Origin of the sequence: Haloferax chudinovii (assembly GCF_042663345.1) — an archaeon.
GTDB classification, from domain to species: Archaea; Halobacteriota; Halobacteria; order Halobacteriales; family Haloferacaceae; genus Haloferax; species Haloferax chudinovii.
Genome location: NZ_JBHTAB010000006.1, coordinates 64,964 through 91,753, shown reverse-complemented (window position 1 = coordinate 91,753; position 26,790 = coordinate 64,964). Strand labels below are relative to the sequence as shown.

Genomic DNA, 26,790 nt, shown 5'->3' with positions numbered 1-26,790 from the left:
CCGTGTGACCGCCGGGTTGGGTGACTAGTAGGATTTCTGGGAATTCTTGAGTCAATATCCGGAAGGAATTCGGGGCGGACCGTACTCCGTTACACGCCCTCGCGAATCGTCTTGTAGAGGTGCGCGAGCGTCTTCATCCCCGCCGCGTTCCGTTCGAGGCTGTAGAAGGGGTGGAGTTCGGGGTTGAACTTCGCCTTGTATCGGTTGATTCGGCGGTTGTTCGCGCCGACGAGGTCGTAGGTCGTCCGCCCGCGGTCCATCGCGTCGCGCATGATGCGCCAGTCGAGCAGGTCGTTGACGGCGAGGTCCGTCTCCACGTCGGTCCGCACGCCGCCCTGCCACCGCGAGACCGTCTCCTTGTAGTCGATGACGAGAATTCCCCCGACGAACTCACCGTCAGTTCGGAGGACGTAGGGTCGAATCTGTCCCTCGGGGAGAGTGGCGTAGAGGTCCGTGACGAACGTCGGGGTCGACCGATACGAGATGCCCTGCGCCTCGTAGCGCGAGGCGACCTGTTCGACGATTTGCTCGATGTCTTCGGGGCCGCCCTCCTCGATGGTGTACGCGTCGTCGGGCGCGTTCCGGATGTTCGACCGGGCGTCGCTACTGAAGCTCATGAACACGTCGTCGACGCCGGGCGAGAGGTCGACGTGGTAGGTGTACTGCGGGGTTATCGCGTAATCGTTCCACGAGAAGGCTCTGAGGTCGTCGTACCGACCGTCGAGGCGAATGTGAGTGTAGCGCGGTCGAATCTCCTCGCGGACCCAGTCGAGGCAGTCGTCGATGAACTCGTGGTGTCGGCCCTCGCGCTTTCGCTGTTTCATGTGGTCCATGTTCAAGAGGACCGGACCGAGGTACGCGACTCGAAGCTCCGGCGGCGGTGAGAACACCGTCGCTATCGGTCCTTTGTTGATGCGAAACAGCGGGAACAGCCCGACGACTTCCTCGCCTTTGCGACCGACGAGCGGAACCAACTCCGCGCCGGCGTGCGCCGCCTGAATCTCCAGCGCGTCGTACTGATGGAACGCGTTTCCGTGCGGTGACTGTTCGACGAACGCGTCCCAGCCGTGGACGTCGTCTCCAGTCGCCCGCCGAACCTCGATACTCATGAGTGGGGTGCCTGAACTGTCGCGTCTGACCGCTTTGTTATGCACCCATTATACGGGTGATTGCACCCGATTTGAACGCGTCACAACCGCGTCACGGCGGGCGTTAATGGAATATTTCTGATAAGAATTCGAAGAGGGCGCGAGCGTTCACGAGTCGAGAGTCGGCGGGCCGGGAGGAAACCGTCGGAGCGGGGACTACCCTCGCGTTTGTAAATCTGGGTCGGAGCCACCGTTTTACCCCGAGAGAGCCATATCTAACCATGACCGGCCTCTCCGAACGCGCCGCGGCGCTCGTCACGAGCGAACCGCTCATGGCGCACCTCGCGACCAGCGTCGACGACCGCCCTCACGTCGCCCCCGTCTGGTTCGACTACGCGGCCGACCGCGGGGTAATCGAGGTACTCACTTCGGGTCGAAAGCTCGAAAACATCCGCGAGAACCCGCGCGTCGCGCTCTCCATTCAGAAAGACGAGCGGGGACAGGCACAGTGGAAAGTGACGGTTCTCGGGACGGCCACCGTCGTCACCGACGAGGACGCCCGGCAGGATGCGACCCGGCGAATCAACCGGAAGTACGGGGCCGAAGAATCCGCGTGGCCCGAAAACGAACTCGTCCGAATCTCGGTGGGGACCGCGACGGTCAGCGAGTACTGAGGCGGGACAGTCGAGATGCTGAAGCGGGCAGTCGGAATGCCGAGGCAAACAGTCAGGACCTCGCGTCAGTCGGACGATGGCGCGTCGGTTCGGCCGTCGTCGAACCGCCGAATCTCCCGCGAGAGTCGACCGAGGTCGAACTCGGCGTCCGCGAGTCGGGCGGCGACGAGCGATGCGGTCGTCGACACCACGAACGCCCCGCCGAAGGAAGTGAGATACAGCGGGTCGGCCGCGGGGAGCAGGCCGCCGACGACCGGAATCGACGTGATGACGCCGCGGAGGTCGGGGAAGAACGCGAGGCCGACGGCGAGCCCGGTGAGACTGCTCACGAGCGCGCCGAGACCGGTGATTCGCGTCGAGTACAGCCCGTAGACGAGCGGGAAAGCGACGGCCGCACCGAGCAGGTCGGCGAAGAAAAACAGCCGGAGAACGCTCTGGGCCCGGAGGCTGACGTAAATCGCGGCAATCGCGACCGCAACGGTGAGCGCTCTCGACCCGAGCGCGAGGCGGCGGTCGCTCGGCTCCGCGAGCAGGCGGGCGAGGTCCGCGGTCACGAGACTCGAAAGCGCGTTGAACAGCGTGTCGATGGAGCTCATCACGAGCAGGAGCGCGAGGAGGACCGCCGCGAGGACGAGCCACTCGGGGAACGCCTCGCCGAGGAGGACGAAGAAGGCGGCGTCGGCGTTGTAGCCCGCGCTCGCGGGGTCGGTGACCACGGCGGCGTTGCCGACCGCGACGACGCCGAAGAAGGCGGTGACGAACACGATGGCTCCGTTGGCGAGCGCCGCGGTCCGAAAGCTCCGTCCGACCGTCTCCGAGGAGTCGGCCGCGTAGATGCGTTGCCACCACGTTTGGTTGATGAGTTCCGCGCCGAGGATGGCGAACGCGAGCGCGAGACCGAACTGGAGACCGGCGACCGCGCCGAGGTCGAGAAGTCCGGGATTCGTGGCCGTGATACCATCGATGGCGGCGGCGGGACCGCCGAGCGCGACGAGCGCGCCAACGAACGCGAGCAAGAGGAGCGGAATGACGACGACTGCTTGGACCGCGTCGGTCGCGATGCTGGCTCGGAGGCCGCCGTAACCCGTGTACAGCAGGACGAAGCCGCCGACGAGGAGCGCGGTCTGCCACTGCGGGACGCCCGCGACGAGCGAGAGCGCGCCCGCGATGCCGGTCAGTTCGGCGGCGAGGAAGATGAACATGTAGAGCGCGCTCACGAGGAGGACGAAGGCGTACATCGCGGTCCCGTAGCGGGCGTGGGCGTACTCGGTCAGCGAGTGGCCCTCGGGGATGAGTTCCCGGATTCGCGGGCCGAGGCGGGCGTAGACGAGCATCGGGACGGCCTCGCCGACCGCGTAGCCGACGACGGCCGCGATACCGAAACTCGCGCCCGCTTCGGGGGCCGAAAACAGCACCCAAACGCCCATGACGGACGCGACGAGCGTCGCCGTCGTTCGCCGACTTCCCGTGGAGTCGCGGGCGCTAATGAGGTCCTCGACGGAGCCGACGCGACCCCGGGAGAACCACACGCCGACGCCCGTAAACGCGACGAGCGTCGCGACGGTCAGCCCGAGGGCGACCGTCGAACTCACCATCGGCCGTCACCCGGTTGGGAAGAACCTCGACCCAGTTCGTACGCCTCGTCGAAGAACGCGACCTCCAGTTCGACCGTGCGGCGGAACAGCTGTTCGAGCCGTCGTTGCCGACGCGGTGAGGCGGCCGCGCCCTCGCGGTCGAGTTCGGTCCGGAGCCACTCGACGAACGCCGCGAAGTCGTCGACTGCGTGGAGGTCGATCCACTCGGAGAGGTAGAACCGCGAGGGCGATTCGTTGGGGGAACCACTGGCATCGGCCGCGTCGGTCGCCCACGACAGGTAGACCCACTCGGCGGGGACGAGCACCGCCAGCGCCTCCGCGTACCCGCCCTGCCCCGCGGCGCGTTCGAGGAGGTCTATAAAGGCGCGCGTCGCCGGCGTCGTCTTCGGGTCCGAGTAGACGGACTCGGGCACGTCGAGCGCGTCGAACGCCCGCAGGAAGTAGTCGTCCTCGTCGTCGGTCAGGACGCCGAGGAACGAGACGAGTTCCGACTTGGACTCCATGGTCGGCGCGGTGCCGACGGCGTGACCGAAGACGCCAACGAGCGTCTCCACGAAGGCGTAGTCCTGCACGAGATACTGCCTGAACACGTCGTCTGCGAGTTCGTCGGCGGCGAGTTCCCGCGTCAATCGGTGAGCGGTCGCATGGTTCCACGAGTCGCCCGCGCGCTCGCGGAGCCAGTCGGTAAAGCGCGGGTCCGACCGCGGCGCGGCGAACTCGTCGTACGTTTCGGGGGCCGACGGGTCCATGTCGGGCGAATCGGACGAACCGTTCGAATCGGCCGAATCTGCCGAACTAGTGGATTCGGCCGAATCCGCGCCGGTCATAGCGGCCACTCCTCTCGCCGCCACGCGGCGTCCCAAAACAGGTACTCGTACTGTGCCGACGTGCGGAACAGGTCCCGGTAGCGCTCGCGGTCCGACTCAGTGGCGCTCGCGGCCACGTCGTCCATGAGCGACTTACACCAGTCGGTGAGTTCGGTGAACTCGTCGCCGGCGTACATCTCGACCCACGCGGCGTACTGGTCGTGGTCCGGAACTCCCTCGTCGGCGAGTCGGCGTGCCGTCTCGTTGAACCCCCACATACAGGGAAGGAGGGCGGCGACGATGTCGCCGAACGAGCCGAGGGTCGCGGTGCGAACGAGGAAGTCAGTATAGGCGCGGGTCGTCGGCGACGGCGTCGTCGCCTCGAGGTCAGCGATGTCGATGCCGAACTCGGCGGCGTAGCTCCGGTGGAGGTCCATCTCCTCGTTGACGGTCGATTCGAGGAGACTCGCGAACGTCCCCATCGAGTCGAGCGTCGGGGCCTTCGCGGCACCGAGCGCGAAGAGGCGACTGTACTCGACGAGGTAGACGTAGTCCTGCCGTACCCAGTAGCGGAACGGCTCCTCGTCGAGGCTCCCCTCCCCGAGTCGGGCGACCATCGGATGGTCGAGGATGGCCGACCAGAACTCGTCGGCCTCGCCGTGAATCGTGTCTGTGAACGCCATAGCGAGTAATCGGAGAAGACGCTGAAAAAGATTATGAAGGGATGGTATTCATTGGTTGTCGAACGAGATAGCGGGTGTCTCGGGCTATCGTATCGGGGGTAGTCGGCGGGTTCGCCGCCTGTTTCGACTGTCGTCAAGTCTGGGTCGTTGCCCAGTTTCGACTGTTTGCCGACGCTAGTCCCGAATGTTTCCGTCCACTGGACGCAAACCGAATAGGAGTTGGCCGTCTGGCGGGTGAGTGGTTAGTCAGTAGTCAAACCGACGGCCGGTAGTCGCCCGGTTTCCCAGTTGTCCGGTGGTTAACGCGGGTAAACGACCCCAGTAGTTTAAGACAGACGAGTGTCAACGAGTTCACAATATGTCGCACGTGAACGCTGTCGGGTCCATCGAGATTCAGAACGTCGTCGCTTCGACGGAAGTCCCGGTCGAACTCGACCTCGAACGACTCTCACTCGATATGGACGGGACCGACTACGACCCCGAGAACTTCCCCGGACTCGTATATCGAACCCGTGACCCGAAGTCGGCGTGTCTCGTCTTCCGGTCTGGGAAAATCGTCTGTACCGGCGCGGACAGCGTGGACGACGTGAGCACGGCCATCGAAACGCTGTTCGGCGAGTTCATCGACCTCGGGGTTCCGACTCCCGACGAGTCGGATATCACGGTTCAAAACATCGTGTCGAGCGCCGACCTCGGCGCGGTGCTCAATCTGAACGCGCTGGCTATCGGCCTCGGCCTCGAAGCCGTCGAGTACGAACCCGAGCAGTTCCCCGGACTCGTCTATCGTCTCGACGAACCGAGCGTCGTCGTCCTCATGTTCGGAAGCGGGAAAATCGTGATTACGGGGGCGAAGCGGGTCGCCGACGCTGAAGCGGCCCTCGAAACCGTCGACGAGGACGTCCGCGAACTCGGATTACTCGGGTGAGCGCTCGGCGGGTATTCGGTGGACGTTGAGACACGGGGTGACGTGCTGACGTGTTGTCGTGACTCGGGAGGCGGTGGACCGGAAGCCGGTAGATTGGTCTCAGGTTCGTTGTTTGGTGCTGTTTGGTGCTGTTTGGTGTTGTTGTGTTGTTGTGTTGCTGTGTGAATTAATGTTGTTACGTTATTGTATTGTTTGCTGTTGTTGTGTTGTTTTATTGTTATGTTGAGTAGTGAACTAGTCGTCTAGCTACTAGTGAGAGTTTGGTGTGTCAGTCGGGAGAGTAGTACCGCGTCGTTTGATGTACGTCGCGAAGCCATCGCTGTTCTTCGAGAAGTGGGTGTTGTTCACGATTTGTCCGTCTGCACTTGGGAACCCACACACACCCCCCTCGCGTTTGTAACGGCTACGCCAGACCCTAGGAGAATTCAACACACCCCCCTCGCGTTTGTAAATCTAGGAGCAAAAACAACCGGGAAAGCTCCTGCTCGACGACCCACCCCCACACCGATTCGCGTTACATTCGCGAGGGTGGTGTGTCTGCGCGGTCGCTTCCGACGGTCGACGTTACAAACGCGACGGTACTCCCCCCCGCTCGATTACAAACGCGAGGGGGGTCTATCGGAGACCGAGTTACAAACGCGAGTGTACCCCTTCCACTGTGTCCTCCTCGTGGCTGTCTCGCCCGTTACAAACGCGAGGGTGGTGTCTGACGGTCTTACTTGCGCGATACTACTCGTTGATCGTCGAATCCAAAACCGGGACTGAAATACCGCTCAAACTCCTGTATTTGTCGCTGTTACAAACGCGAGCCCACCCCTTTACCTTTATTAGGGGTGAGTATGAATACCGAACTCATATGACATCGGACGAGAGCGAGGGTGGGACTCGCGACCCGCTGTTTCGCTACGACCAACCCATCTTCGCGAACGAGGATATTCTCAAAATCTCTCATCTTCCCGGTCCCGACAAGATCGTCGGCCGCGACGAGCACATGTCGAAAGTCGCACAGGCTCTCAATCCCGCCATCTTCGGGCGCGAGCCGACCCACCTGTTCATCTTCGGGAAGACGGGGTCGGGCAAGACGCTCACCGCCCGGCTCGTGAGCGAACGACTCCAACACGAGGCGGTCCGCGAGGACGTCGACGTCCGCATCGCCGTCATCGACTGTGGCGAACAGCACACCGAGGCGTCGGTCATCAAGACGCTCGCTTCGCAGGTCAACGACCCGTCGAAAAGCGGGATGACGATTCCCGAGCGCGGGCTATCGACCGGCGACTACTACAACCGGCTGTGGCAGGTGCTCGACACCTGTTCCGACGTGACCATCGTCATCCTCGACGAGATAGACATGCTCCGCGACGACGAGGTGCTTCGGAAACTCTCGCGCGCGGGCGAGAATCAAAAGATAGTGGACTCGCGCATCGGCATCATCGGCATCTCGAACAAAATCGACTACCCCGAGGAACTCACGGAGCGCGTCAAGTCGAGTTTCGCCCACGACGAACTCGTCTTTCCGTCGTACGACGCGAACCAACTCCGCGAAATCCTCGAAAACCGGAAAGACGCGTTCAAGCCGGGCGTCCTCACCGACGACGTGATTCCCCTCGCGAGCGCGCTCGCCGCCCAGGAACACGGCGACGCCCGGAAGGCAATCGACATCCTCCGCAACGCCGGTCGCATCGCCCGAAACGAGAGCGCGGAGACCGTCACCGACGACCACGTGCGGGCCGCCAAAGAAAAGAGTGAGGCCGACCGCTTCAGCGAACTCCTCGAAGGGACCGCCACGCAGTCGAAAGCCGTCCTCTACTCGCTCGTTCTTCAGACCGGCGGCCGAAAGACCGCCGAGATTACGACGAACAAGATCTATCGACAGTATCTCACGGTCGCCGACGACCTCGACATGGACCAGCTTTCGGAGCGCCGCGTACAGGAACTTCTGCAAGAACTCGACTTCCTCAACGTCATCCAGTCGGAAGTCCGAGGTCGCGGTCGCGGGCAGGGCGTCCACGGGACCCATCGCCTTCTCGAAGACCCGGACATCGTCAAGCGGGTACTCCTCCGGGACAGCCGTATCTCGACGCTCGAATAGCGACGCGCGGCACGCGACGCCTGCGTCCGCACAGACTCTCCCGACACTGTCGACCGCGTCGAAAAAAAGCTACCGCACGAATCCTTAACACACGTCCGTCTCTGTCGATAGACGACCGAAACCATGGACGAAGAGTTACTCTCGTTGCTCACGAGTCTCGTCGAAATCGAGACCGAGAACCCGCCGGGAGACGAGGCGGCGGCGGCGAACTTCGTATCCGACTGGCTCGAATCCCGAGGCGTCTCGGCGACGCTCGTCGAGGAACCGTTCCCCGACCGGCCGCAGGTCGCGGCGCGCGTCGGCGACGGCGAGCCCTCGGTCGTCCTCAATGGCCACCTCGACGTGGTCCCGGCGGGCGACCGAGACCAGTGGACCCAGCCACCGTACGACCCAACCGTCAGAGACGGCAGACTGTACGGTCGCGGGAGCGCGGACATGAAGTGCGGCGTCGCCCTCGCGATGCTCGCGACGGTCGAGTTCGCCGATGCGTTCGATTCCGGAGTCCTTGATGGCTCGCTCGTGTTCCACGCCGCGGTCGGCGAGGAGACGGCCGAACCGGGGACGAAGACGCTCCTCGAACGCGGCTACGACGGTGAGTACGGCGTCGTGCTCGAACCGACGGCGCTGCGGACCGCGACGAGCGCGAAGGGCCTCGGCTGGTACGAAATCTCGGTCGGCGGCGACCCATCGCACGCGAGTCGGCCCGACGAGGGGGACAACGCGATTGGGAACGCCTGGCCCGTTCTCGACGCGCTCGAAGCGTACGACGAGGAGATTCGGGTGCGCTCCGACTCGCTCGTCGGTCACCCGACGGCGACGGTCACGCGGTTCGAGGCGGGGACGAAAGAGAACGTCGTTCCGGAGAGCGCGACCATAACGGTCGACAGGCGGTTCGTCCCTTCGGAGTCCGTCGAGTCGGTTGACGCCGAAATCGACGCATTACTCTCCGATGTCGCGGCCGAGCACGACTTGCGCGTTGAGTGGACGCGAACGCGGGTCTACGAGTCCGCGGCGGTTCCGACTGACAGCGACATCGCGGCGCGCTTTCGGGACGCGGCCGCCGAGCGGGCGGATATCAACCCCGAGCCGTGGGGGATTCGGGCGGCGACCGACGTTCGAAATCTCGTCAACGACGCCGGGATGGACGCGATTACGTGGGGGCCGGGGTCGATGGCGCAGGCCCACGCCTACGACGAGTACATCGAACTGTCGGAGGTCGAAGCGGGGTACGACATCCTCCGCACGGCGCTCCGCGGGCTGTTCGAGGGTAGCGTAGGCTGACACCGACTGTCGAACGACGGGCTGAAAAAACGCCGACGGCGAGTTCGGCTATTCGACGAGTTCTTCGAACCGCTCGACCGCGGCACTCGCGACCGCCATGTCTTCGGACACTTCGCCGCCGCTGACGCCGACGGTTCCAACGATTTCCCCGTCGACTTCGAGGGGATAGCCGCCGCCGAAGACGACGAGTCGGTTCTCGTCTGTCGTCTGGAGACCCCAGAGCGACTCCCCAGGGGTGGTCGGTTCGGCGAGTTCGTGCGTGGGCGTCTGGAGCGCGGCCGCCGTGTACGCCTTGTTCCGGGAGATGTCGACGCTCGCCAGCCACGCGTCGTCCATTCGGTGCTGTGCGATGAGGTTACCCTCCGGGTTCGCGACCGTAATCACCATTCGCAGTCCCATCGACTCGGCCTCGGCTTCCGCCGCTTCGATGAGTACCTTCGCCGTCTCGAGATTGATTGCATCGGACATATCGCTTCGTCGAAACCGGTCTCGACGACCCTACTTATACGTGCGCCGCGGGTCTCGGACGACCTGACGATTTCACTTCTCTCTCCCGATTTCGGGCGTCTGTGTGACCCTCGAACGGCTCGAACGAGAGAACAACAAATATACGAATTTTTATAACTCGTGTCGGCCTCCGAAATCGAATCGAAGACGCATCGAGAGACGTTCGGCTCGAGGCGAACCGACCCGGTGGCCGGTCAGTCGTATAGCGGGTACTCGTCGGTCAGTTCGTCGACCTTCTGGTCGACGAACCCCTTGACCGACTCGTCGTGCGGCGCGTCGACGATTTCGTAGATAAGGTCCGCGACGGTCCGGCAGGCCTCCTCGTCGAAACCGCGGGTCGTCAACGCGGGCGTGCCGGCGCGAATCCCGCTCGGGTTGAACGCCGAGCGACTCTCGCCGGGGACCGTGTTGGCGTTGAGGACGATACCGACCTCTTCGAGCGCCGCCTCCACGTCCTTGCCCGTCGTGTCCGGGTGCGACGGCCGGAGGTCGACAAGGACTAAGTGCGTGTCAGTTCCCCCGGAAACGAGTTCGAGGCCGCGTTCCTGTAGCCGCTCGCCGAGGGCGGCGGCGTTATCGACGACCTGCGAGGCGTATTCCTCGAACTCGGGGGAAAGCGCCTCGCCGAAGCCGACGGCTTTCCCGGCGACGTTGTGCAGTATCGGTCCGCCTTGGAGGCCGGGGAAGACCGCGGAATCGACGTCGTCGGCGTGTTCCTCGTCGCACATAATGATGCCGCCGCGACCCGACCGAATCGTCTTGTGGGTCGAGCCGGTGACGAAGTCCGCGGTGCCGACGGGAGACGAGTGTTCGCCCGCGGCGACGAGCCCCGTGATGTGGGCGATGTCGGCGAGGTGGTACGCGTCGACCGCCTCGGCCGCGGCCTGCACGCGCTCCCACTCGACCTCCCGCGGGTACGCGGAGTAGCCCGAAATGATGATGTCCGGGTCGAACTCCTCGGCCTTCTCGGCGAGTTGCTCGTAGTCGACGTAGCCGGTCTCCGCGTCGACCTCGTACTGTTCGACCTCGTACGTCTTCCCCGCGACGTTCACCGGGTGGCCGTGGCTCAGGTGGCCGCCGTGGGTCAAATCCAGCGAGAGAATCTTGTCGCCGGGTTCGAGAACGGTGAGGAACACACCCATGTTCGCCTGCGACCCCGAGTGCGGTTGGACGTTGACGTGGTCGGCGCCCCAGAGTTCCTTCGCGCGGTCGATGGCGAGCTGTTCGACCTCGTCGGCGTGCTCACAGCCGCCGTAGTACCGGCTTCCTGGGTAGCCCTCGGCGTAGTTGTTCGTCAGTTCCGAGCTTTGGGCCTCCATGACCGCCTCGCTGACGTGGTTCTCGCTCGCTATCATCGCGAGCGTGTTGTTCTGTCGCTCGCGTTCGCCCGCCAGCGCGTCGGCGACGGCCGGGTCAGTCTCTCGAACGGTGTCGTAAGGCATCGTGGGTGCATCTCGATTCTGCGGTATAACGCTTCGCCGACCCCGGAGACGAGGGCGGAACGTCGCACCAGAATCACAACATGACAGTACACGTACGTTCTGTGTTCGGGTCGATGAGCGTGGTGAATGCCGCTTGGATATCTCCGAAAGATACCCTGAAATGGGTTCGCTAACGAACGAAATCGGCGTATTATGTGTTCAGTTTCCACCGAGACGAGCACCTGCCGGCGATAGTTCTATATTTGAACTTCGTCACGTTTCTCACATACCGTGCTAAGAACTATCACAGACTACGGAACGTCCCGGAACCGAGGGGATACGCATCCGTCCCGGCGAGCCGTTCGGTCAACCGCCGAGGTGAGCCGCCAATGAGTGAGGCCGAGTCTCTCCCGGTACAGTACAGTGACATTGACCGCGCGCGCGAGCGACTCGAAAACGACCGCGTCGTCAAGCGGACGCCGATAGAGCGGAGCACTTCGCTCGGCGACCTCGTCGGCGCGGACGTCTACCTGAAGATGGAACACCTCCAGTGGACGGGGTCGTTCAAGACGCGGGGCGCGTACAACAAGATTCGACAGGATACCGACCGCGGAATCGACGAGTTCGTGGCCGCGAGCGCCGGCAACCACGCGCAGGGCGTCGCGCTCGCGGCAACCGAGTGCGGCGCGGACTCCACGGTCGTGATGCCGGAGAACGCTCCGCAGACAAAAATCGACGCGACGCGCGACTACGGCGCGGAAGTCGAACTCGTCGGCGAAGACTTCCAGGAGACGATGGCGTACGCCCAGTCGCTCGCCGAGGAATCGGACGCCAAGTTCGTCCACGCGTACGACGACTGCGACATTGTCGCCGGACAGGGAACGCTCGGTGTCGAGATGTACCGCGACCTCCCTGAGATGGACACCGTGGTCGTCCCCATCGGAGGCGGCGGCCTCATTTCGGGCATCGCCACCGCCATCAAGCATCACGACCCCGAGATTCGCGTCGTTGGCGTGCAGGCCGCGGGCGCGGAGACGGTCCACGAGAGCCTCGACAAAGGGGTTCCCGTGACGCTCGACGACACGAACACCATCGCGGACGGCATCGCCACCGGCGGCATCTCCGAACTGACGCTCCAAACCATCGAAGAACACGTCGACGAGGTCGTCACGGTCTCCGACGGGGAAATCGCGGAGGCGATTCTCCTGTTGCTCGAACGCGCCAAGCAGGTCGTCGAGGGTGCCGGTGCCGCCTCCGTCGCCGCCGTGTTGAGCGACGACCTCGATGTCGAGGGTGAGACCGTCATGCCGCTTCTCTGCGGGGGCAATCTGGACATGACGATGCTCCAGACGGTGCTCGTCCACGCGCTGACCAGCCGTCGCCAGACACTCCGCCTGCGGGTTCGCATCCGAGACGAACCCGGCGAGATGGCGCGGCTCTCCCGGCTCATCGCCGACCGCGACGCGAACATTCACGACGTTCGCCACGTCCGTGCCGTCGATGCCCTCGACGTCGGCGAGGCCCACCTCCTGTTCCGCATCGAGACGAAAGGGGCCGAACACGCGGCGGCCGTCGTGGACACGGTAGAGGACGCGGGCTACGTGGTCGACGACGTTTCGGAGCCGAGCTAGCATCAGTTCCCTCAGTCTCGACAGTTCTCGACGCCGAATCACGGACTATTAAAAATTTGACATGGAATGTGAGACGCGCCGGTACACGGCTTGAAGAACGAACTCGCTGGTGCCCTCTCCGTGAAGCGACTCACCGACACCGACGAAGCGTCCGCTACGTTTCTCCGGCTGACTGTCTGATGCGCGCCACGACGTCTTCCCGACTCACGTCCGGGTCGCCGTCGGTGGTGAGTCGACCCATCACGAATTCGAGCAGGTCGAGGTCTTGGAGCAGGTCGAGCGCGTCCATGCGTTCGAGGTCGAGCGCCTTGCCGAACTCATAGACGGTCTTGGCGTCGTTGACGGCGTCGGCGAGTTGGCCGATTGTGACGGACTCGGGGAGGCCGATGCCGTCGGCGAGCGTCTCGGGCGACCCGTCACCGTCCGTCGCGGGCGTCGGTGGTCCCTCGACGCCCACTGGTTCGCCGGTGAGCGACGTTTCGTACGATGACGGCTCGTGGACGCCTTGGTCGATCATGTACCTGCGGACCGTCTCGTCCGTCACGTCCATCTCGAAGGCGTCGGCCATTCGCTCGAACGTTTCGTACCGCGCGTACACGGCTTCGAGGTACCTCGTATCTTCGAACGCCGGCACGTTCGGGTTCCGAACGGCCTCGGGTAGTTCGGTATCAGCATCGTCGTCGGCTGTTTCGGTTGAACTCGTCGTTGGCGTATCGGTCGCGACCGTGATGACGACCGCCGGGTCGCCGTCGAGCGAGACGTCCGCGGCGTCGACGGCGACGTGCTCGCGGTCGCTCGGCAGGACATCGTCGACACCGAGCGTGAGCCCAATGGACCCGTCGGATTCGAGCGACGCCCCTCGGATTCGAACGGGGACGTCACCGTTGGCGTCCGACGAGAGCGCGAACGCGACGTCCGCGGACGCGCCCGATTCCGTGACCGTCACGGACGACTCGCGGACGCTCGCGGCGCCTGTCCGCTCGCACTCTTCGAGGAATTCGCCCAGTCGCCGAAGTGATGTGCCCACGCTCATTGTCCGTCTCGACAGATGTGCTGGGACCCCCTGAAAAGCGGTGTGGAATACTGAGTTGGTTTATATGGTCCCTCAGAATATGCGGCGAAAGCTATAAACGAGAATCTAACAGTCAAACTACTATCCCGTGCTCATTAGAAACGCTTCTGTCGCGAACGTCGAAACGAGTTCGCGATCTTCAACCGAATCGGCAGTCCAGTTTCCCCGGTGTCGAATCTCTGTATCCACGAGGTGAAGACATAATGAGTCTGATAACCGTTGCCGACATCGCGCACGACGACCTCGCGCTGACGCCGACGATTCAGTCGGAGGCCGCGAGCGAGATAGACGTCATCTCTCAATCCGCGACCGACCCCGAGACCGGCCTGTTTTTTTTCATCGTGAAGGGCGCGGACGTTTCGGCGTTCGAAACGGCGCTGGAGGTCGACCACACGGTCAGCGACTGGCGGCCCGTCTCCACGCGGGAGGGGTCTGCGGTGTATCGCATCGGACACACGCCGGACACGATTCTCCTCTCGCCTATCATCACGGAACTCGGCGGGCTCATGCTCGACGCGTGCAGCAACGATACGGCTGGCTGGCGGGTCCGGCTCCAGCTCTCGGACCGCGAGGCGCTCTCGGAGCTGTGGGAGTACTGCGAGTCGAACGACATCACCTTCGAGCTGAACCGGATGTTCCGACAGGACGGCTGGATGAACGGCGAGCCGAGCAAGCTGACCGACGCCCAGCGCGACGCGCTGGTCGCCGCCTACGAACACGGCTACTTCGAGGAGCCGAGAGAGGCGGCGCTAGACGACCTCTCGGAAGTACTCGACATCTCGCCGACGGCCGTCAGCGGACGCATCAGGCGGGGGACCGCGGAGCTGGTTGAGTCGATTCTCCTCGACGAGTGACCGAATAACCCCCCACAGAAAGGGTGGAAGTCAGACCGCGAGGACGTAGTCGTCCCGCGGTTCGTAGATTTCGCCGCTCATCCGCAGGTCGCGGACGGCGTCGAGCGTTTCGCCGATGGCGACGCCGTTGTCCGCGAGCGCCGCGGCAAGTCGACCGAGTGCGACGCCGTCGGGGTGGGTCTCGCCGAGTTCGGTGAGCGCCGTTTTCACCTCGTTGCTCTCGACGTCGGCGTCGAACGCGACGCGCTCCCACTCGACGTCGTGGCCGGTGACGTTCGCGTGTCGCCGGCACAGGTCGACGGCGTCGTTCGGCTCCGTGACGGAGACGTAGAGGTCGCACGCCGGGCAGGTGACGATGCCGGCGCGTGGTTTTTCGGCTAGTTTGGCACTCTCGTCGTCAGGCATTGTACGCGTCCTGTGCGAGTCGGTGCAGTTTGTGGACGGTGTGTTCGTTCGGACCAAGCTGTGCCTGCCCGAGCGCGCCGGACGTGAGCCCCTCGTACTGCCGCTCGACGAGTTCGAAGTCCTCCTCCTGGAGCTGTCGGCTCGTCTGGACGAACTTCTCTTCTTCTTCCGACAGGTCGGCGTCGCGGAAGTAGTAGTCCGCGACGAGCTGGAAGCGCCCCTCGTCGATGGGGTCGATGATGTACGTGCCGTAGCCGTCGGCGGTGCCGTACATATTGACCGTGAAGTTCGGCCAGAAGTAGTAGAACTTGGCCTCGTGTTCGGGGTGGATGCGCATCTCGTCGTCGACGTCCTCTTTGTGCTTGTAGTGGAGCACCCAGTGGTAGTCGTTGACTTCGAGTTCGGACTCCATGAGTTCGAGCCCCTGCACCCAGTCTTGGTGGTTCGCTTGACAGTGGTCGCACTCCGAGTAGTTCCCGCTGAACGTCTTCCAGTTGCACTCGACTTCGGAGACGTAGCGCCGGGCGTGTTCGTACTCCCCGAGCGGTAGGTCTTCGAGTTCCGTCTTCATCGACCCGGCCTGTTCGGCAAGCGAGAGGCTCGGTTCGTCCTCGAAGTTGACGAACACGAGCGGCCCGATGGCGTCGGTGTTGACCTCCATGAGACCGTTTTCTTCGGGGTCGAGTTCGGTGACGGCGTCGTCGTCGAGGTCGGGATTCAGACTCGCCTCCTCGAAGCTCTTGGGGGTGCTCTGGAGCGACCCGTCGAGTTCGTACGCCCAGAGGTGGTACGGGCAGGTGATTCGACTCAGGCTCCCGGGGTCGGTCATCGGCGTGTCGTCGAGCATCTTCGACCCGCGGTGGGCACAGACGTTGTAGAACGCCCGCACGTCGCCCTCGCCGTCGCGGGTGACGATTATTTGCTTGTCACCGATGGTTCGCGTGAAGTAGTCGCCCGCGTCCGGGATGTGGGTCTCGTGGCCCGCGTAGACCCAGTACTGACCGAACACTTTCTCTTTTTCCATCTCGTGGACCTCCGGGTCGGTGAAGTACCTCGCCGGCAACGCGTTCGTTTCCGCGGTGATATCGGCACTCACCGCACCGATTTCATCACGATTGTTGTTCCACCGTGTCATGGGAGGAAGAAACACACATCTGTGGAAAAGGATTCGTCGAAAATAGTGGACCCGTATAAGTGGCGGTGGATATCCGCGAGCGATCGTCGTTCGGCCGCTAGCGCCGCTCTCAGTGGGCCGAGAGTCATTCCCCGCAAAAAGGGGCTCCGTAATACAGGTCAAGAGTGAAAGGGGGACGTTCCGAACCGCCGGGTACAATGAGTGTCCGCGACAACCGATACGACGTCGCCGTCGTCGGGGTCGGCGGGATGGGAAGCGCGACTGCGTACCACCTCGCCGACCGCGGCCTCGACGTTGTTGGTCTCGAACGCTATGACATCCCTCACTCGCAGGGGTCGTCTCACGGCATCACGCGCATCATCCGCCGCGCCTATTACGAACACCCTTCGTACGTCCCGCTCATCGAACGGGCATACGACCTCTGGGACGACCTCGCCGACGAGACCGGTCGCGATATCATCCACCGAATCGGCTCCATCGACGCCGGCCCGGTCGACAACGACGTGTTCGCGGGTTCGAAACGCTCCTGTGAGGAACACGACATCCCCCACGAGGTGCTGACCGGGGCGGAGGTCAATAAACGATTCCCCGGCTACGAACTCCCCGATGACTACCGCGCGGTCTATCAGGAAGACGGTGGGTTCATCGTCCCCGAGCAGGCGATTATCGGCTATACCGAAGCGGCACAGGCTCGGGGTGCCGAAATCCGCGCCCGCGAACAGGTCGAAGACTGGGCGGAGACCAACGACGGCGGCGTGCGCGTCCGTACCGACCGTGGCGTCTACGTCGCGGACGCGCTCGTGCTCGCCGCGGGCGCATGGAACTACAAACTCGCCGACGCGCTCGACGGTCTCGCCATCCCCGAGCGACAGGCGCTCGCCTGGTTCCAACCCGAGTCGCCGGCGACGTTCGCGCCCGAGGAGTTCCCCGTCTGGAACCTCAGCGTCCCCGAGGGCCGGTTCTACGGATTTCCGGTCCACGACGTGCCGGGGTTCAAACTTGGCAAGTACCACCACCGCGACGAGGAGGTCGACCCCGACGACTTCGACCGCGAGCCGAACCGCGCGGATGAGGCGATACTCCGGGACGTCACGGAGAAGTACTTCCCGGAGGCCGCGGGGCCGACGATGTCGCTCGCGACGTGCATGTTCACGAACTCGCCGGACGAACACTTCATCCTCGACACACTGCCGGACCACCCGCAGGTCGCCGTCGGCGCGGGCTTTTCGGGACACGGTTTCAAGTTTGCCAGCGTCATCGGCGAAACCCTCGCCGACCTCGCCGTCGACGGCGAGAGCGACCTGCCGCTCGATATGTTCTCGCTCGACCGGTTCGAGTGACGACGGGCAGTCGCGGTTTCCGCTCGTCAACCACTTTGACGATATAACTTCCGTCATTTTCTTCATTTGCGTATAAATACCACTATTATCGAAGCCAACCTGTTATGATGTGTAACACCAATGGGTTGGTTGAATCGTGAGGAGTGTGGACTCATGTCATAGTCAGAGCGGACGCGTCGAATCCGACGCGGGCCGTCTCTCGACGGTGACAGTGGGTGGCCCCAAAGCGGGGACAACGATATGATCGAACACGAATTCACATGGCGGTCGTCAATGGAGGCTGTATCGAATGGCGAATAGCAACGATTCGACCGGTCGGTCGACGAGCGAGTTACAGAAAGACCTGTTTTATCCCGATACGGAGCGCGAACCCGGTGACGGAAACATCCAGGGGTTGGGGTTCGACATCCATCCCGTCGTCTTCCCGGCCGCGCTCTTGATAATCGGCGTCTTCGTCGCGGCGACGCTCATTCTCGGCGAACAGGCGGCGAGCGTCTATTCGGGTATCAGGGGCTTTTTCGAGGGTAACTTCGGGTGGTTCTTCCTCCTGTCGGTGAACTTCTTTATCGTGGTCTTGGCGTACTTCGCGCTGAGTAAGTACGGAAAGATAACTCTCGGCGGTGTCGAGGCCGAAAAAGAGTTCAGCGACTTCTCGTGGATGGCGATGCTGTTCAGCGCGGGCATGGGTATCGGGCTCATGTTCTACAGCGTCTCGGAGCCGCTGTACTACTTCAGTAACGTCCCCGGCTTCTTCGACGCCGAGGCGGGGTCCGGTGGCGCGGGCATCGCCGCGATGACGCAGACGTTCTTCCATTGGGGGTTCCACCCGTGGGCCATCTACGGCCTCGTCGGCTTGGGACTCGCGTTCTTTTCGTTCAATCGGGGGCTTCCGCTCACGTTCCGGTCGATTTTCTGGCCGCTCCTCGGCGAGCGAATCTACGGCTGGCCGGGCCACCTCATCGACCTCATGGCGGTGTTCGCGACGCTGTTCGGTCTCGCCACCTCGCTCGGCCTCGGGGTCGCACAGATAAACACTGGGCTGTCGTATATCCTCGGCGAGAGTATGCTCGGCGTCCTGAGCGTTCCGAACAACACCGGGATGCAAATCGCGCTCATCGCCGTGATTACCCTCATCGCCACCACCTCGGTCGCGGCCGGCCTCGACGACGGTATCCGGCGTCTGAGCACGGTGAACGTCTTTCTGATGTTCGTCTTGTTGGCGTTCGTACTCGTGGCCGGCACGACGATGAGCATCTTCGGCGCGTGGGTGCAGGGCCTCGGGAACTACTTCAGCGACTTCCTCTCGCTCGCGTTCTTCACCGGGACGCTCGGCGACGGCGCGTCCACTGTCAACGCCTGGACGGTGTTCTACTGGGCGTGGTGGATTGCCTGGTCGCCGTTCGTCGGGATGTTCGTCGCGCGTATCTCGAAGGGGCGGACGGTCCGTGAATTCGTCCTCGGCGTGTTCGTCCTGCCGTCGCTGTTCTCGACAGTCTGGCTCTCGGCGTTCGGCGGGAGCGCGCTGTTCAACTCGCTTCAGGGTAACGGCGCGGTCCTCGCGACCTACAACGAGGCCGGTCAGACCGTCGCCATGTTCGCGCTCCTCGAACAGTTCCCGTTCAGCGCCGTCTCGGGACTGCTCGCCGTGACGCTCATCGTCACGTTCTTCGTGACCTCCTCCGATTCGGGGTCGCTCGTCGTCGACCACCTCACGTCGGGCGGCAAGCACAACGTGCCGCGGACCCAACGCATCTTCTGGGCGGTCACCGAGGGTCTCGTCGCGGCGCTTCTCCTCTACGGCGGCGGCCTCGGCGCGCTCCAGACAGCGGCCATCGCGACGGGATTCCCGTTCGCCGTCGTCCTCGTCGTCATGTGCTATACGGTCTATCTCGGCCTCGACAAGGAGTACGAACTCCTGCAGTCCGAGGAGTTTTCCGAGCGAATCGAGGACTTGGCGGACGAGGACATAGACATCGACGTCGGTCGGTCTCGCACATCGGTCGTGACCAACGTCCGACAGAATCCCGGCACGACGGACGACTGACCGCGGAGTCACCGAACCGATGACTCGACGCTATCAATGAACGCGCTCGCTGTCGTTTCGGCGGCGTTCGCGGTCTTCCTTTTCGTCGTCGCGCTGTTCGCGATGACTGCCGGTGAGCTCCGGGGCGCGGGCCTCGCGTTCCTGAGTGCCAGTCTCGTCATCTATCTCAGAGAGAAGTACCTCGTCGGCAAGTGACCTCGTCGGCGACCGTTATTCGTCGGCGCGCGACTCTTGCCGGTGCACAATTCTTGCCGAGACGGACGTTCGTCCGCGACGAGACCCGGTCCTCGTCACCCCCCGGTACCTATACACCTTAGATAGTGGACCCGGAGAGATATCCGAAGGCCGCAGTCACTATCGTTTGGTACATGAACACATGGTCTACGTTTCCCGAACGCGCCGGAACGGTCGTCGTCGGGGCCGGCTGTGTCGGTTGTAGCACGGCGTATCACCTCGCCGAGTCGGGTCGCGAAGACGTCGTCGTCCTCGACCGGGGTCCGCTGTTCGAGACCGGTGGATCGACCTCTCACGCCCCCGGACTCGTGTTCCAGACGGCCGGGAACAAGCTGATGACGGCGATGGCGTCGTACACGCGCGACCTCTACGATGGGTTCGGCGACTTCCGGACGTGCGGCGGCATCGAAGTCGCCTACTCCGAAGCGCGCTGGGACTTCCTCAAACGCAAGCGCGAGTGGGGACAGTCCTACGGCATCGACGAGGGCGAATTGCTCACGCCCGAGGAGGTCGAAGCGCGCGTCCCGCAGATAAACCCGGACGTCATCTACGGCGGGTACTACGTCCCCTCGGACGGGAAGGCTGACGCCGTCAGCGCCGCCGAGTCGATGGCGGAAGAGGCGCGCGAGGCCGGCGTCGAGTTCTACGGCCACACTGAGGTCACGGACATCGACGTTACCGACGGAAGCATCGACGCAGTCGACACCGAACACGGCCGCATCGAGGCCGACGAGGTGCTCGTCGCCACGAATATCTGGGGGCCGCTGTTCGGCGAGATGGTCGGCACGGACATCCCGCTCGTTCCCTGCGCACACCAGTATCTCGTCTCCGACGAACTGGACGAACTCGAAGGCGCAGAGCGCGAAATCGAACAGCCGCTCCTCCGGCATCAGGACCACTCGCTGTACTACCGCCAGCACGGCGAGCGCTACGGTATCGGCTCGTACAACCACGAGTCACTGCTGGTCGACCCGGCGGATATCTACGGTCCCGACAAGCTCGACGACCTCGGACTCGAATACCCGTCGCTCCGCGAGTTCACGGAGGAGAACTTCTACGAGAACACCCACCCGGACCACGACCGGTCGGCGTTCGACGCCGCGAGCGAACTCGTCCCCGGCTTCGAGGACTGCGAGTGGACCTCCGCTATCAACGGCATGTTCTCGTTCACGCCCGACGGCATGCCCATCCTCGGACCGGACGAGGACACCGAGGGACTCTGGTGGGCGCTCGCCATCTGGGTCACGCAGTCCGGCGGCGCGGGCGACATCGTCGCCAGCTGGATGGAAGACGGAACGCCGCGACTCGACGGCTCCCGCGTCAACGCTTCCGGCGCGCACGTCTCCCGGTTCCAGTCGCACACGGGCAGTCGAGAGTACACCTACGGGCGCGGCGCACAGCAGTACCGCGAGGTGTACCAGCTCATCCACCCGCGCGAGCAACCGAGCGGACAGCGCGCGCTCCGCCGGAGCCCGTTTTACGACCGGCAGGCCGACCTCGGCGCGGAGTTCTACGACAGCGACGGCTGGGAGGTCCCGCAGTGGTACGAGTCCAACGAGACGCTCCTCGAAACGTACGACGTGCCGGACCGCCCCGACTGGCTCTCGCAGAACTGGTCGAAGGTCCAGGGCGCGGAACACCAGCACCTCCGCGAGAAGGTCGGCATGGTCGACATGACGACGTTCACGCCCATCGAAGTGACGGGGCCGGGCGCGTTGGAGTTCCTGCAAGAGCTCCTGACGAACGATATGGATGTCTCGCCGGGCCGGATGCGTTACTCCGCGATGCTCAACGAGGACGGCGGCGTACTCGCCGACCTGACGGTCGCCCGTCTCGGTGACGAGCGGTTCGTGCTGTTCACCGGCGGCGGAAGCTCGGCGACGCTCCACTCGCGGTGGGTCACAGAGCACGCACCCGACGATGGCTCCGTCGACGTGACCGCACACGTCTCCAATCGGACTGGCATCGGCGTCTTCGGACCCGACTCCCGGAAGGTGCTTTCGGGCCTCGTCGAGGCCGACCTCTCGAACGACGAGTTCCCCTTTTACTCCGCACAGGAGACCTACCTTGGAAGCATCCCCGTGACCATGCTGCGACTTTCGTACGCCGGCGAACTCGGCTGGGAGATTTACACCCCGACCGAGTACGGGAGCCAGCTCTGGGACGCGATTCGCGAGGCCGGCGAGGAGTACGACATCGCCCCGGTCGGCTGGGCCGCGCTCGACTCGACGAGCATGGAGAAGGGATTCCGCCTCTGGGGGACGGACCTCACGCCCGAACACAATCCGTACGAGGGCGGCATCGGCTTCGCGGTCGACCTCGACACCGACTTCGTCGGGAAGGCGGCGCTCGTGGAGGACAAAAACGACGGTCCAAGCGACCGAATCGTCCCGATAACGCTCGACGAGGAGGAGGCCGTCGTCGACGCGGGCCACCCGGTAGTCGCCGACGGCGAGGTCGTCGGCTACTGCTGTCGGGCGGACTACGGCTACACCATCGACGCCGGCATCGCGTACGCCTACCTCCCCGAGCAGTACGCCAACTCGGGGCAGGACGTCGAAATCCGGTACGAGGGTGACGCCCATCCCGCAACGGTCCGGTCGGGGCCACTTTTCGACCCCGACCGCGACAAGATGATTCGGTGAGCGCCGACTTGCGGCGCGCCACCGTCTCCGCTCGATTTATCCGCGCTGGTGGAACCTCGGAGACTCAGCTAAAAAACAGCGAGGGTCCTCCGAGTCGCCCGGCCCGCGGTCGGTTATCGCCGTCACTCGTCTTCGACGGCTTTCAGGTCGAGCGGCGGGGCAAACGACTCGTACGTCTCGTCGCTCGACACAACCGTGTCGCCATCGGACTCGACGAGATGGAGCGCGTCGAAGGGCGTGAACCCGTGGTCTTCGACGTAGGTCGCGGCCGTGAGAACCCGTTCGCCGTACCGCTCTCTGACCTCTTTGGGGAGCGTGAGGCGTCCGCGACCGTCGAGCGTCGCTTCCGATATACTTCCTAATACGATGGGTAGAAAAAAGAATTTTCTCACATCTCGATTTGATACCTACTCAGATAGAGCCCCTTCGTTCCCGAACGCGCCGTTGTCGTGTCGCACGTATTCCGCCCGGCTCTAAGAGAGTTGACAGAGATAGATTATCCGAATTATTCGGAACTCTCGTCGTCGAGGCCGCGCTGTTCGAGGACGCGTTCGACGATTGCTTCGGGGTGTTCGGTCGCCACGGCGAGCGCGGCGTTGTGGAGTTCGCTCTTCGTGACGCCCTTGAGCCCGTGGTCGCGGGTCAGTTCGCGCTCCACGTCGTAGGTGATGATATCGTCGAACTCGTCGGCGACCGCTTCGAGCACGTAGAGCGCCTTGTGGACGGTCTCGTCGAACTCGAACGCGGGGCGCTCTCGGGGGTCGACGGGTTCGGCGGACGCCGATTCCGACCCGTCTTCCGATTCGACCGCGCCGTCGGTCTCGACGTCTTCGGACGCTGGTTCGGGTTCCGGTTCGGACTCCGACGCGGACTCCCCGCCCCCCATCGCGGCGTCGAGGTCGCCGAAGGGGTCTTCGCTCATCGGGCCACCTCGCCTTCTTCGACGATTTGCGCGAGTTCGTCGTAGCACGCCAACTGGTCGCAGGTGCTGTCGTAGTCCCGAAGCGGCATGTGCTCACGAATCGACGCGTCGATGGCCGACCGATGCCGAATCCCCGGCTTCGGCAGGTCGCCGTCCCACTCGCCGTCGTCGATGGCCTCGAACACGTCCGGGTCGGTGTACGCGAAGTTCGGGAGCTTCGACGCGATGTTCGGCTTCGAGACGAGCGCCTCCACGAGCTGTCTCGTTGGGCGGTCGTGGTCGATTCGGTCCCGGAGGTCGGTCGGCACGACCGCGAGAATTTCGAGGTCGAAGTGCTCCCGTGCGGGCGTGATGAGCCGCTTGACGGTCTTTTCGAGCCCCGAGAGCGCGCCCGATTCGGGTCGCATCGGCAAGACGAGGTTCTGCGTGGCGTACAGCGCGTTGTCGTTGAGTTTCCCGCGCGCCGCGGGGCAGTCCACGACGACGTAGTCGTAGTCGTCGCCGAGAAGCGGGTCGATGACGCGCTGTTTGAGCCGCGCCGACCCCATCATCACGCCCCCGAGGTCCGACTCGACCTGCTCGATGCGGTCGTTCGACGGGAGGAGGTCGATTTCGAACCCGGTCTCCAAGATGAGCTCCCGCGGCTCCAACTCAGCGTCGTCGAGGAGCACGTCACCGAGATGTGCCTCCGAGTAGAACTCCTCGCCGAACCCGAGGCCCGTCGTGGTGTGTCCGTTCGGGTCGAGGTCGACGAGCAGTACGTCGCTTCCCCGGTGTGCGAGCTCGCGGGCGAGGTTGATGGAGGTCGTCGACTTGCCGATACCGCCTTTGAGGAGACAGACGCTGACTGCACGTGACATGATGGGGATATCCGTGATAGCGAGATTCTCGGCGCAGTTGAAATAATTATGGTTACCTCCGCTCTTTGGGAAACTCGAATAATCCAAATAACTCAGATAATCTACAGTCGGCGAGTTGCATCGACCCGATTCGCGTTTTTCCCCGACTGGCGGCCCGAATTGTCGCCGGCAGTAGCTATTTGGGGCCGTTGTGTGCAGGTACATTCGTGACAAATTGGTTGCCCGACCGAGGTCTGCGCACCCCCGAACTCTCGTCGCAGACGGTGACGCTCCCGGTCGCCGCCGCCCTGCTCCTCGCGGTCGTCGGCCTCCACCCCGTCTCCGTTCTTCCGGTCCGGTCGCAGTACGCGCTTTCGGTTTTCGTCGTCGCGCTCCTGCTCTGGCTGACCAAACCGGTTCCGTACGCGATTTCGAGTCTGGCCTGCGTCTCCCTGTTGTACGCCCTCGGCGTCGTCGACTCCTTCGAGGCCGCGGTCAGCGGCTTCACCTCCTCGCTCGTGTACTTCCTCCTCGTGTTGTTACTCCTCGGCAACGCGGTCCGGTCGGTGGGGTTGGACACCCGGTTAGCCAACCGACTGCTGTCCCCGGACAGCACTCCTCGCGGGACGTTTCGCTCCATCGCGCGAAACGTCCTCGTGCTGGCGCTGTTCATGCCGTCGGCGATGGCCCGCGCCGTCGCGTTCATCCCCATCGTCGAGGAGGTGACAGCGGAGTTCGACCTCTCGGCGGGAAGCGGGTTCGAGCGCGCGACGTATCTCCTCTTGGGCCACGTCAACCCCATCGCGTCGATGGCGCTCATGACCGGCGGCGGGATGGCGCTCGTCACCTCGGGCATCCTCGCGACGAGCGTTCGACCGCTCTCGTGGGTCGAGTGGGCGGTCTTGATGGTCCCGCCGACGGTGGCGCTCTACGCGCTGACCGCCGCGGCCGCCGGGCTCCTCAACGGCGTCGACGCCGAATCGACGGTCGACCCCGGCGCGTCGGGGATTGCGGATGCATCTACCGACGGCGAGTTGACTCGCGAACAGGGACTCGTCGCGGCAGTGATGGCCGGGACCGTCCTCGCGTGGGTCGTCGGGTCGTTCGCCGGGCTTCCCGAGATTCTCCCGGCGGTCGCCGCGGTCACCGTCCTCGCGCTTCCGGGCGTCGACGTTATCGACGCCGACGACGTCAAGGGACTCAGTTGGGGCGTCCTCTTTCTCATCGGCGCGACGCTGTCGATTCTGGACGCGCTCGAAGCGACGCGAACCATCGCGCTCGTCGTCGACCTCCTCGCGCGGTTCGTCCCGTTCGAGGCGTTCAGCCACTGGCAACTCGTCGGACTGCTCCTCGGGTTCGCGGTCGCCGTCCGCGTGCTCTTTTCGACCGGGTCGGCCGCCATCGTGGTGATTCTCCCCATCGTGCTACGGTTCGCGGAGACGTTCGGCGTGACGCGGCTTTACCTCGGCCTCGCGGTCCTCCTCGTCGTGGGGTCGACGACGATTCTCCCGTTCAACACGACCGCCGTCCTCGTCTCGCTGGACCGCGGACCGCTGACCAACCGGGACGTGACGCTGTTCGGACTCGTGACGATGGGCCTATCGCTCGTCGTCGTGGCCCTCTCGTGGCTCTTCTACTGGCCGCTCGTCGCCTGAGTCGGCGACCGGTCTCTCGTCCCGTCCGCGCGAACCCGGCTTTCGGCGTCGCCGCCCGTTGCGACAACCACCGGGCTATTTGTAGGTGAACAGTATCTGCCCGGTACGGGTGAGTCCGCATCTTACGTGTTGAGTTTACGACGGCTCCGACGGGCGTCATGTCGAAGATAGACCGCCGTCTGCGAGACGCCCGGAGCATCGAGTTGGACAACGCCTTTTACGTCGAAGACGGGACGTGGATCGAGTCGCTCACCATCGCCTCGAACGGCCCCTTCGATGTGGAGTCGCTCCTCGCCAACATCTCGGGCGTGACCGTCTTCTACGACGAGGAGATTCCGACCGCCTCGACCGACGTGCAGATACGCCGAGTGACGATTCTCGCCAACGAGTCGTACCCGTTCATCCTCGGTCTGGTGCTCAGACAGGAGACGATTCCGAACCGCATCGTGCTCCAAGACGGCGTCTTCGAGGTCGTCGCCACCGCGCAGGACTGGGACCACTTCAGGGAACTCGCCGACGAGATTCAAGAGACGCTCGGGGAGTTCGAACTCCGCTCGGTCACGCAGGACGAAGCCCCCGGCGAACCGCTCGACAGCGGCCGGTTAAAGGAGGTGTTAATCTCCAAGCTGACCGACGACCAACTGGCGGTTCTGGAGACGGCGTTCAATCACGGTTACTTCCACATCCCGCGAGAGACGTCGGAGACCGAACTCGCCGACGAACTGGGTATCGCCCAGTCCACGCTGAGCGAACGACTCCGAACCGCGGAGCGAAATCTGCTCGAACTCATCTACGGTCCGCGACAGAAGTAGCGCTACACCTGTTGGAGAATATTGCCGGTCATCGACGGGCGAGTATTTAAAGAACGATAGCTATCGGGACGTATCGGGAACAGCACCATGGAAGATACTCCATAACAAGCGGCCGCAATGTCGGAGAAAAATC

24 protein-coding genes are annotated in these 26,790 nt (G+C 63.7%); 12 read left to right on the top strand and 12 right to left on the bottom strand.

From position 1 onward, the window contains the following. Nucleotides 1–89: 89 nt before the first annotated feature. Complete coding sequence (locus ACFQI8_RS12170; protein WP_390245119.1) at nt 90–1,109, bottom strand: lipid II:glycine glycyltransferase FemX; 1,020 nt, start codon at nt 1,107–1,109, stop codon at nt 90–92. Between the two features lie 260 nt (nt 1,110–1,369). On the opposite strand from ACFQI8_RS12170, the gene ACFQI8_RS12165 reads away from it, so the two are divergent. Beyond that, nucleotides 1,370–1,762, top strand: a complete 393-nt coding sequence (locus ACFQI8_RS12165) for a pyridoxamine 5'-phosphate oxidase family protein (protein WP_390245117.1) — start codon at nt 1,370–1,372, stop codon at nt 1,760–1,762. A 65-nt stretch (nt 1,763–1,827) separates the two neighbouring features. Here the strand turns inward: ACFQI8_RS12165 and ACFQI8_RS12160 are convergent, their stop codons facing one another. The 3 genes from ACFQI8_RS12160 to tenA form a co-directional block, all read right to left on the bottom strand. Next, on the bottom strand, nt 1,828–3,357 hold the full coding sequence (locus ACFQI8_RS12160; protein WP_390245115.1) for a sodium:solute symporter family transporter: 1,530 nt from the start codon (nt 3,355–3,357) through the stop codon (nt 1,828–1,830). Beyond that, nucleotides 3,351–4,106, bottom strand: coding sequence for a TenA family protein (locus ACFQI8_RS12155; protein ID WP_390245113.1), 756 nt, complete (start codon nt 4,104–4,106; stop codon nt 3,351–3,353). The genes ACFQI8_RS12160 and ACFQI8_RS12155 overlap by 7 nt, the downstream gene beginning before the upstream one ends. Nucleotides 4,107–4,180: 74 nt before the next feature. Continuing rightward, entirely contained in the window at nt 4,181–4,846 is a 666-nt protein-coding gene (tenA, locus tag ACFQI8_RS12150; protein WP_390245111.1) for a thiaminase II, read from the bottom strand. 358 nt (nt 4,847–5,204) lie between these two features. Here tenA and ACFQI8_RS12145 point away from each other — a divergent pair, with 358 nt between their 5' ends. The 3 genes from ACFQI8_RS12145 (at nt 5,205) to ACFQI8_RS12135 (ending at nt 9,141) form a co-directional block, all read left to right on the top strand. Beyond that, a complete protein-coding gene (locus ACFQI8_RS12145; protein ID WP_390245109.1) occupies nt 5,205–5,771 on the top strand; it encodes a TATA-box-binding protein in 567 nt (188 codons plus the stop codon). 856 nt (nt 5,772–6,627) lie between these two features. Continuing rightward, complete coding sequence (locus ACFQI8_RS12140; RefSeq protein WP_004041152.1) at nt 6,628–7,860, top strand: Cdc6/Cdc18 family protein; 1,233 nt, start codon at nt 6,628–6,630, stop codon at nt 7,858–7,860. 123 nt (nt 7,861–7,983) lie between these two features. Continuing rightward, the gene (locus ACFQI8_RS12135; protein WP_390245106.1) at nt 7,984–9,141 is read left to right on the top strand and encodes a M20 family metallopeptidase; all 1,158 of its coding nucleotides are present in this window, start codon (nt 7,984–7,986) and stop codon (nt 9,139–9,141) included. Nucleotides 9,142–9,189: 48 nt separating this feature from the next. On the opposite strand, the gene ACFQI8_RS12130 is transcribed toward ACFQI8_RS12135, so the two are convergent. After that, a complete protein-coding gene (locus ACFQI8_RS12130) occupies nt 9,190–9,609 on the bottom strand; it encodes a GlcG/HbpS family heme-binding protein (protein ID WP_007274164.1) in 420 nt (139 codons plus the stop codon). A gap of 233 nt (nt 9,610–9,842) precedes the next feature. Beyond that, entirely contained in the window at nt 9,843–11,090 is a 1,248-nt protein-coding gene (glyA, locus tag ACFQI8_RS12125; RefSeq protein ID WP_390245103.1) for a serine hydroxymethyltransferase, read from the bottom strand. Nucleotides 11,091–11,458: 368 nt separating this feature from the next. Here glyA and ilvA point away from each other — a divergent pair, with 368 nt between their 5' ends. After that, nucleotides 11,459–12,700, top strand: a complete 1,242-nt coding sequence (gene ilvA / locus ACFQI8_RS12120) for a threonine ammonia-lyase (protein WP_390245101.1) — start codon at nt 11,459–11,461, stop codon at nt 12,698–12,700. 154 nt (nt 12,701–12,854) lie between these two features. Here the strand turns inward: ilvA and ACFQI8_RS12115 are convergent, their stop codons facing one another. Beyond that, the gene (locus ACFQI8_RS12115) at nt 12,855–13,733 is read right to left on the bottom strand and encodes a DUF8073 domain-containing protein (RefSeq protein WP_390245099.1); all 879 of its coding nucleotides are present in this window, start codon (nt 13,731–13,733) and stop codon (nt 12,855–12,857) included. A 242-nt stretch (nt 13,734–13,975) separates the two neighbouring features. Here ACFQI8_RS12115 and ACFQI8_RS12110 point away from each other — a divergent pair, with 242 nt between their 5' ends. Further along, nucleotides 13,976–14,626, top strand: coding sequence for a helix-turn-helix domain-containing protein (locus tag ACFQI8_RS12110; RefSeq protein WP_390245097.1), 651 nt, complete (start codon nt 13,976–13,978; stop codon nt 14,624–14,626). A gap of 30 nt (nt 14,627–14,656) precedes the next feature. On the opposite strand, the gene ACFQI8_RS12105 is transcribed toward ACFQI8_RS12110, so the two are convergent. Both ACFQI8_RS12105 and ACFQI8_RS12100 read right to left on the bottom strand, forming a co-directional pair. After that, a complete protein-coding gene (locus tag ACFQI8_RS12105) occupies nt 14,657–15,031 on the bottom strand; it encodes a hypothetical protein (protein WP_390245095.1) in 375 nt (124 codons plus the stop codon). Next, on the bottom strand, nt 15,024–16,166 hold the full coding sequence (locus tag ACFQI8_RS12100) for an aromatic ring-hydroxylating oxygenase subunit alpha (RefSeq protein WP_390245093.1): 1,143 nt from the start codon (nt 16,164–16,166) through the stop codon (nt 15,024–15,026). Before ACFQI8_RS12100 ends, ACFQI8_RS12105 begins: the two co-directional genes overlap by 8 nt. Nucleotides 16,167–16,363: 197 nt before the next feature. Here ACFQI8_RS12100 and solA point away from each other — a divergent pair, with 197 nt between their 5' ends. The 4 genes from solA (at nt 16,364) to ACFQI8_RS12080 (ending at nt 22,429) form a co-directional block, all read left to right on the top strand. Further along, nucleotides 16,364–17,506: an N-methyl-L-tryptophan oxidase gene (gene solA / locus ACFQI8_RS12095; protein ID WP_390245091.1), complete on the top strand. Its 1,143-nt coding sequence runs from the start codon at nt 16,364–16,366 to the stop codon at nt 17,504–17,506. Between the two features lie 289 nt (nt 17,507–17,795). Continuing rightward, entirely contained in the window at nt 17,796–19,550 is a 1,755-nt protein-coding gene (locus tag ACFQI8_RS12090; RefSeq protein ID WP_390245089.1) for a BCCT family transporter, read from the top strand. A gap of 36 nt (nt 19,551–19,586) precedes the next feature. After that, the gene (locus ACFQI8_RS12085; protein WP_390245087.1) at nt 19,587–19,745 is read left to right on the top strand and encodes a hypothetical protein; all 159 of its coding nucleotides are present in this window, start codon (nt 19,587–19,589) and stop codon (nt 19,743–19,745) included. 173 nt (nt 19,746–19,918) lie between these two features. Beyond that, a complete protein-coding gene (locus ACFQI8_RS12080; protein WP_390245085.1) occupies nt 19,919–22,429 on the top strand; it encodes a GcvT family protein in 2,511 nt (836 codons plus the stop codon). Nucleotides 22,430–22,551: 122 nt separating this feature from the next. Here the strand turns inward: ACFQI8_RS12080 and ACFQI8_RS12075 are convergent, their stop codons facing one another. The 3 genes from ACFQI8_RS12075 to ACFQI8_RS12065 all read right to left on the bottom strand — a co-directional run bounded on the left by ACFQI8_RS12075 (nt 22,552) and on the right by ACFQI8_RS12065 (nt 24,211). Next, on the bottom strand, nt 22,552–22,782 hold the full coding sequence (locus ACFQI8_RS12075) for an AbrB/MazE/SpoVT family DNA-binding domain-containing protein (protein ID WP_390245326.1): 231 nt from the start codon (nt 22,780–22,782) through the stop codon (nt 22,552–22,554). Nucleotides 22,783–22,934: 152 nt separating this feature from the next. Further along, nucleotides 22,935–23,351, bottom strand: a complete 417-nt coding sequence (locus ACFQI8_RS12070) for a DUF7970 domain-containing protein (RefSeq protein ID WP_390245083.1) — start codon at nt 23,349–23,351, stop codon at nt 22,935–22,937. Beyond that, on the bottom strand, nt 23,348–24,211 hold the full coding sequence (locus tag ACFQI8_RS12065; RefSeq protein ID WP_390245081.1) for a ParA family protein: 864 nt from the start codon (nt 24,209–24,211) through the stop codon (nt 23,348–23,350). The genes ACFQI8_RS12070 and ACFQI8_RS12065 overlap by 4 nt, the downstream gene beginning before the upstream one ends. A 263-nt stretch (nt 24,212–24,474) precedes the next feature. On the opposite strand from ACFQI8_RS12065, the gene ACFQI8_RS12060 reads away from it, so the two are divergent. Both ACFQI8_RS12060 and ACFQI8_RS12055 read left to right on the top strand, forming a co-directional pair. Then, nucleotides 24,475–25,845 (top strand): SLC13 family permease, encoded by a 1,371-nt coding sequence (locus tag ACFQI8_RS12060; protein WP_390245324.1) that lies wholly within the window; start codon nt 24,475–24,477, stop codon nt 25,843–25,845. A gap of 158 nt (nt 25,846–26,003) precedes the next feature. Further along, complete coding sequence (locus tag ACFQI8_RS12055) at nt 26,004–26,657, top strand: helix-turn-helix domain-containing protein (protein WP_390245079.1); 654 nt, start codon at nt 26,004–26,006, stop codon at nt 26,655–26,657. Nucleotides 26,658–26,790 lie beyond the last annotated feature (133 nt).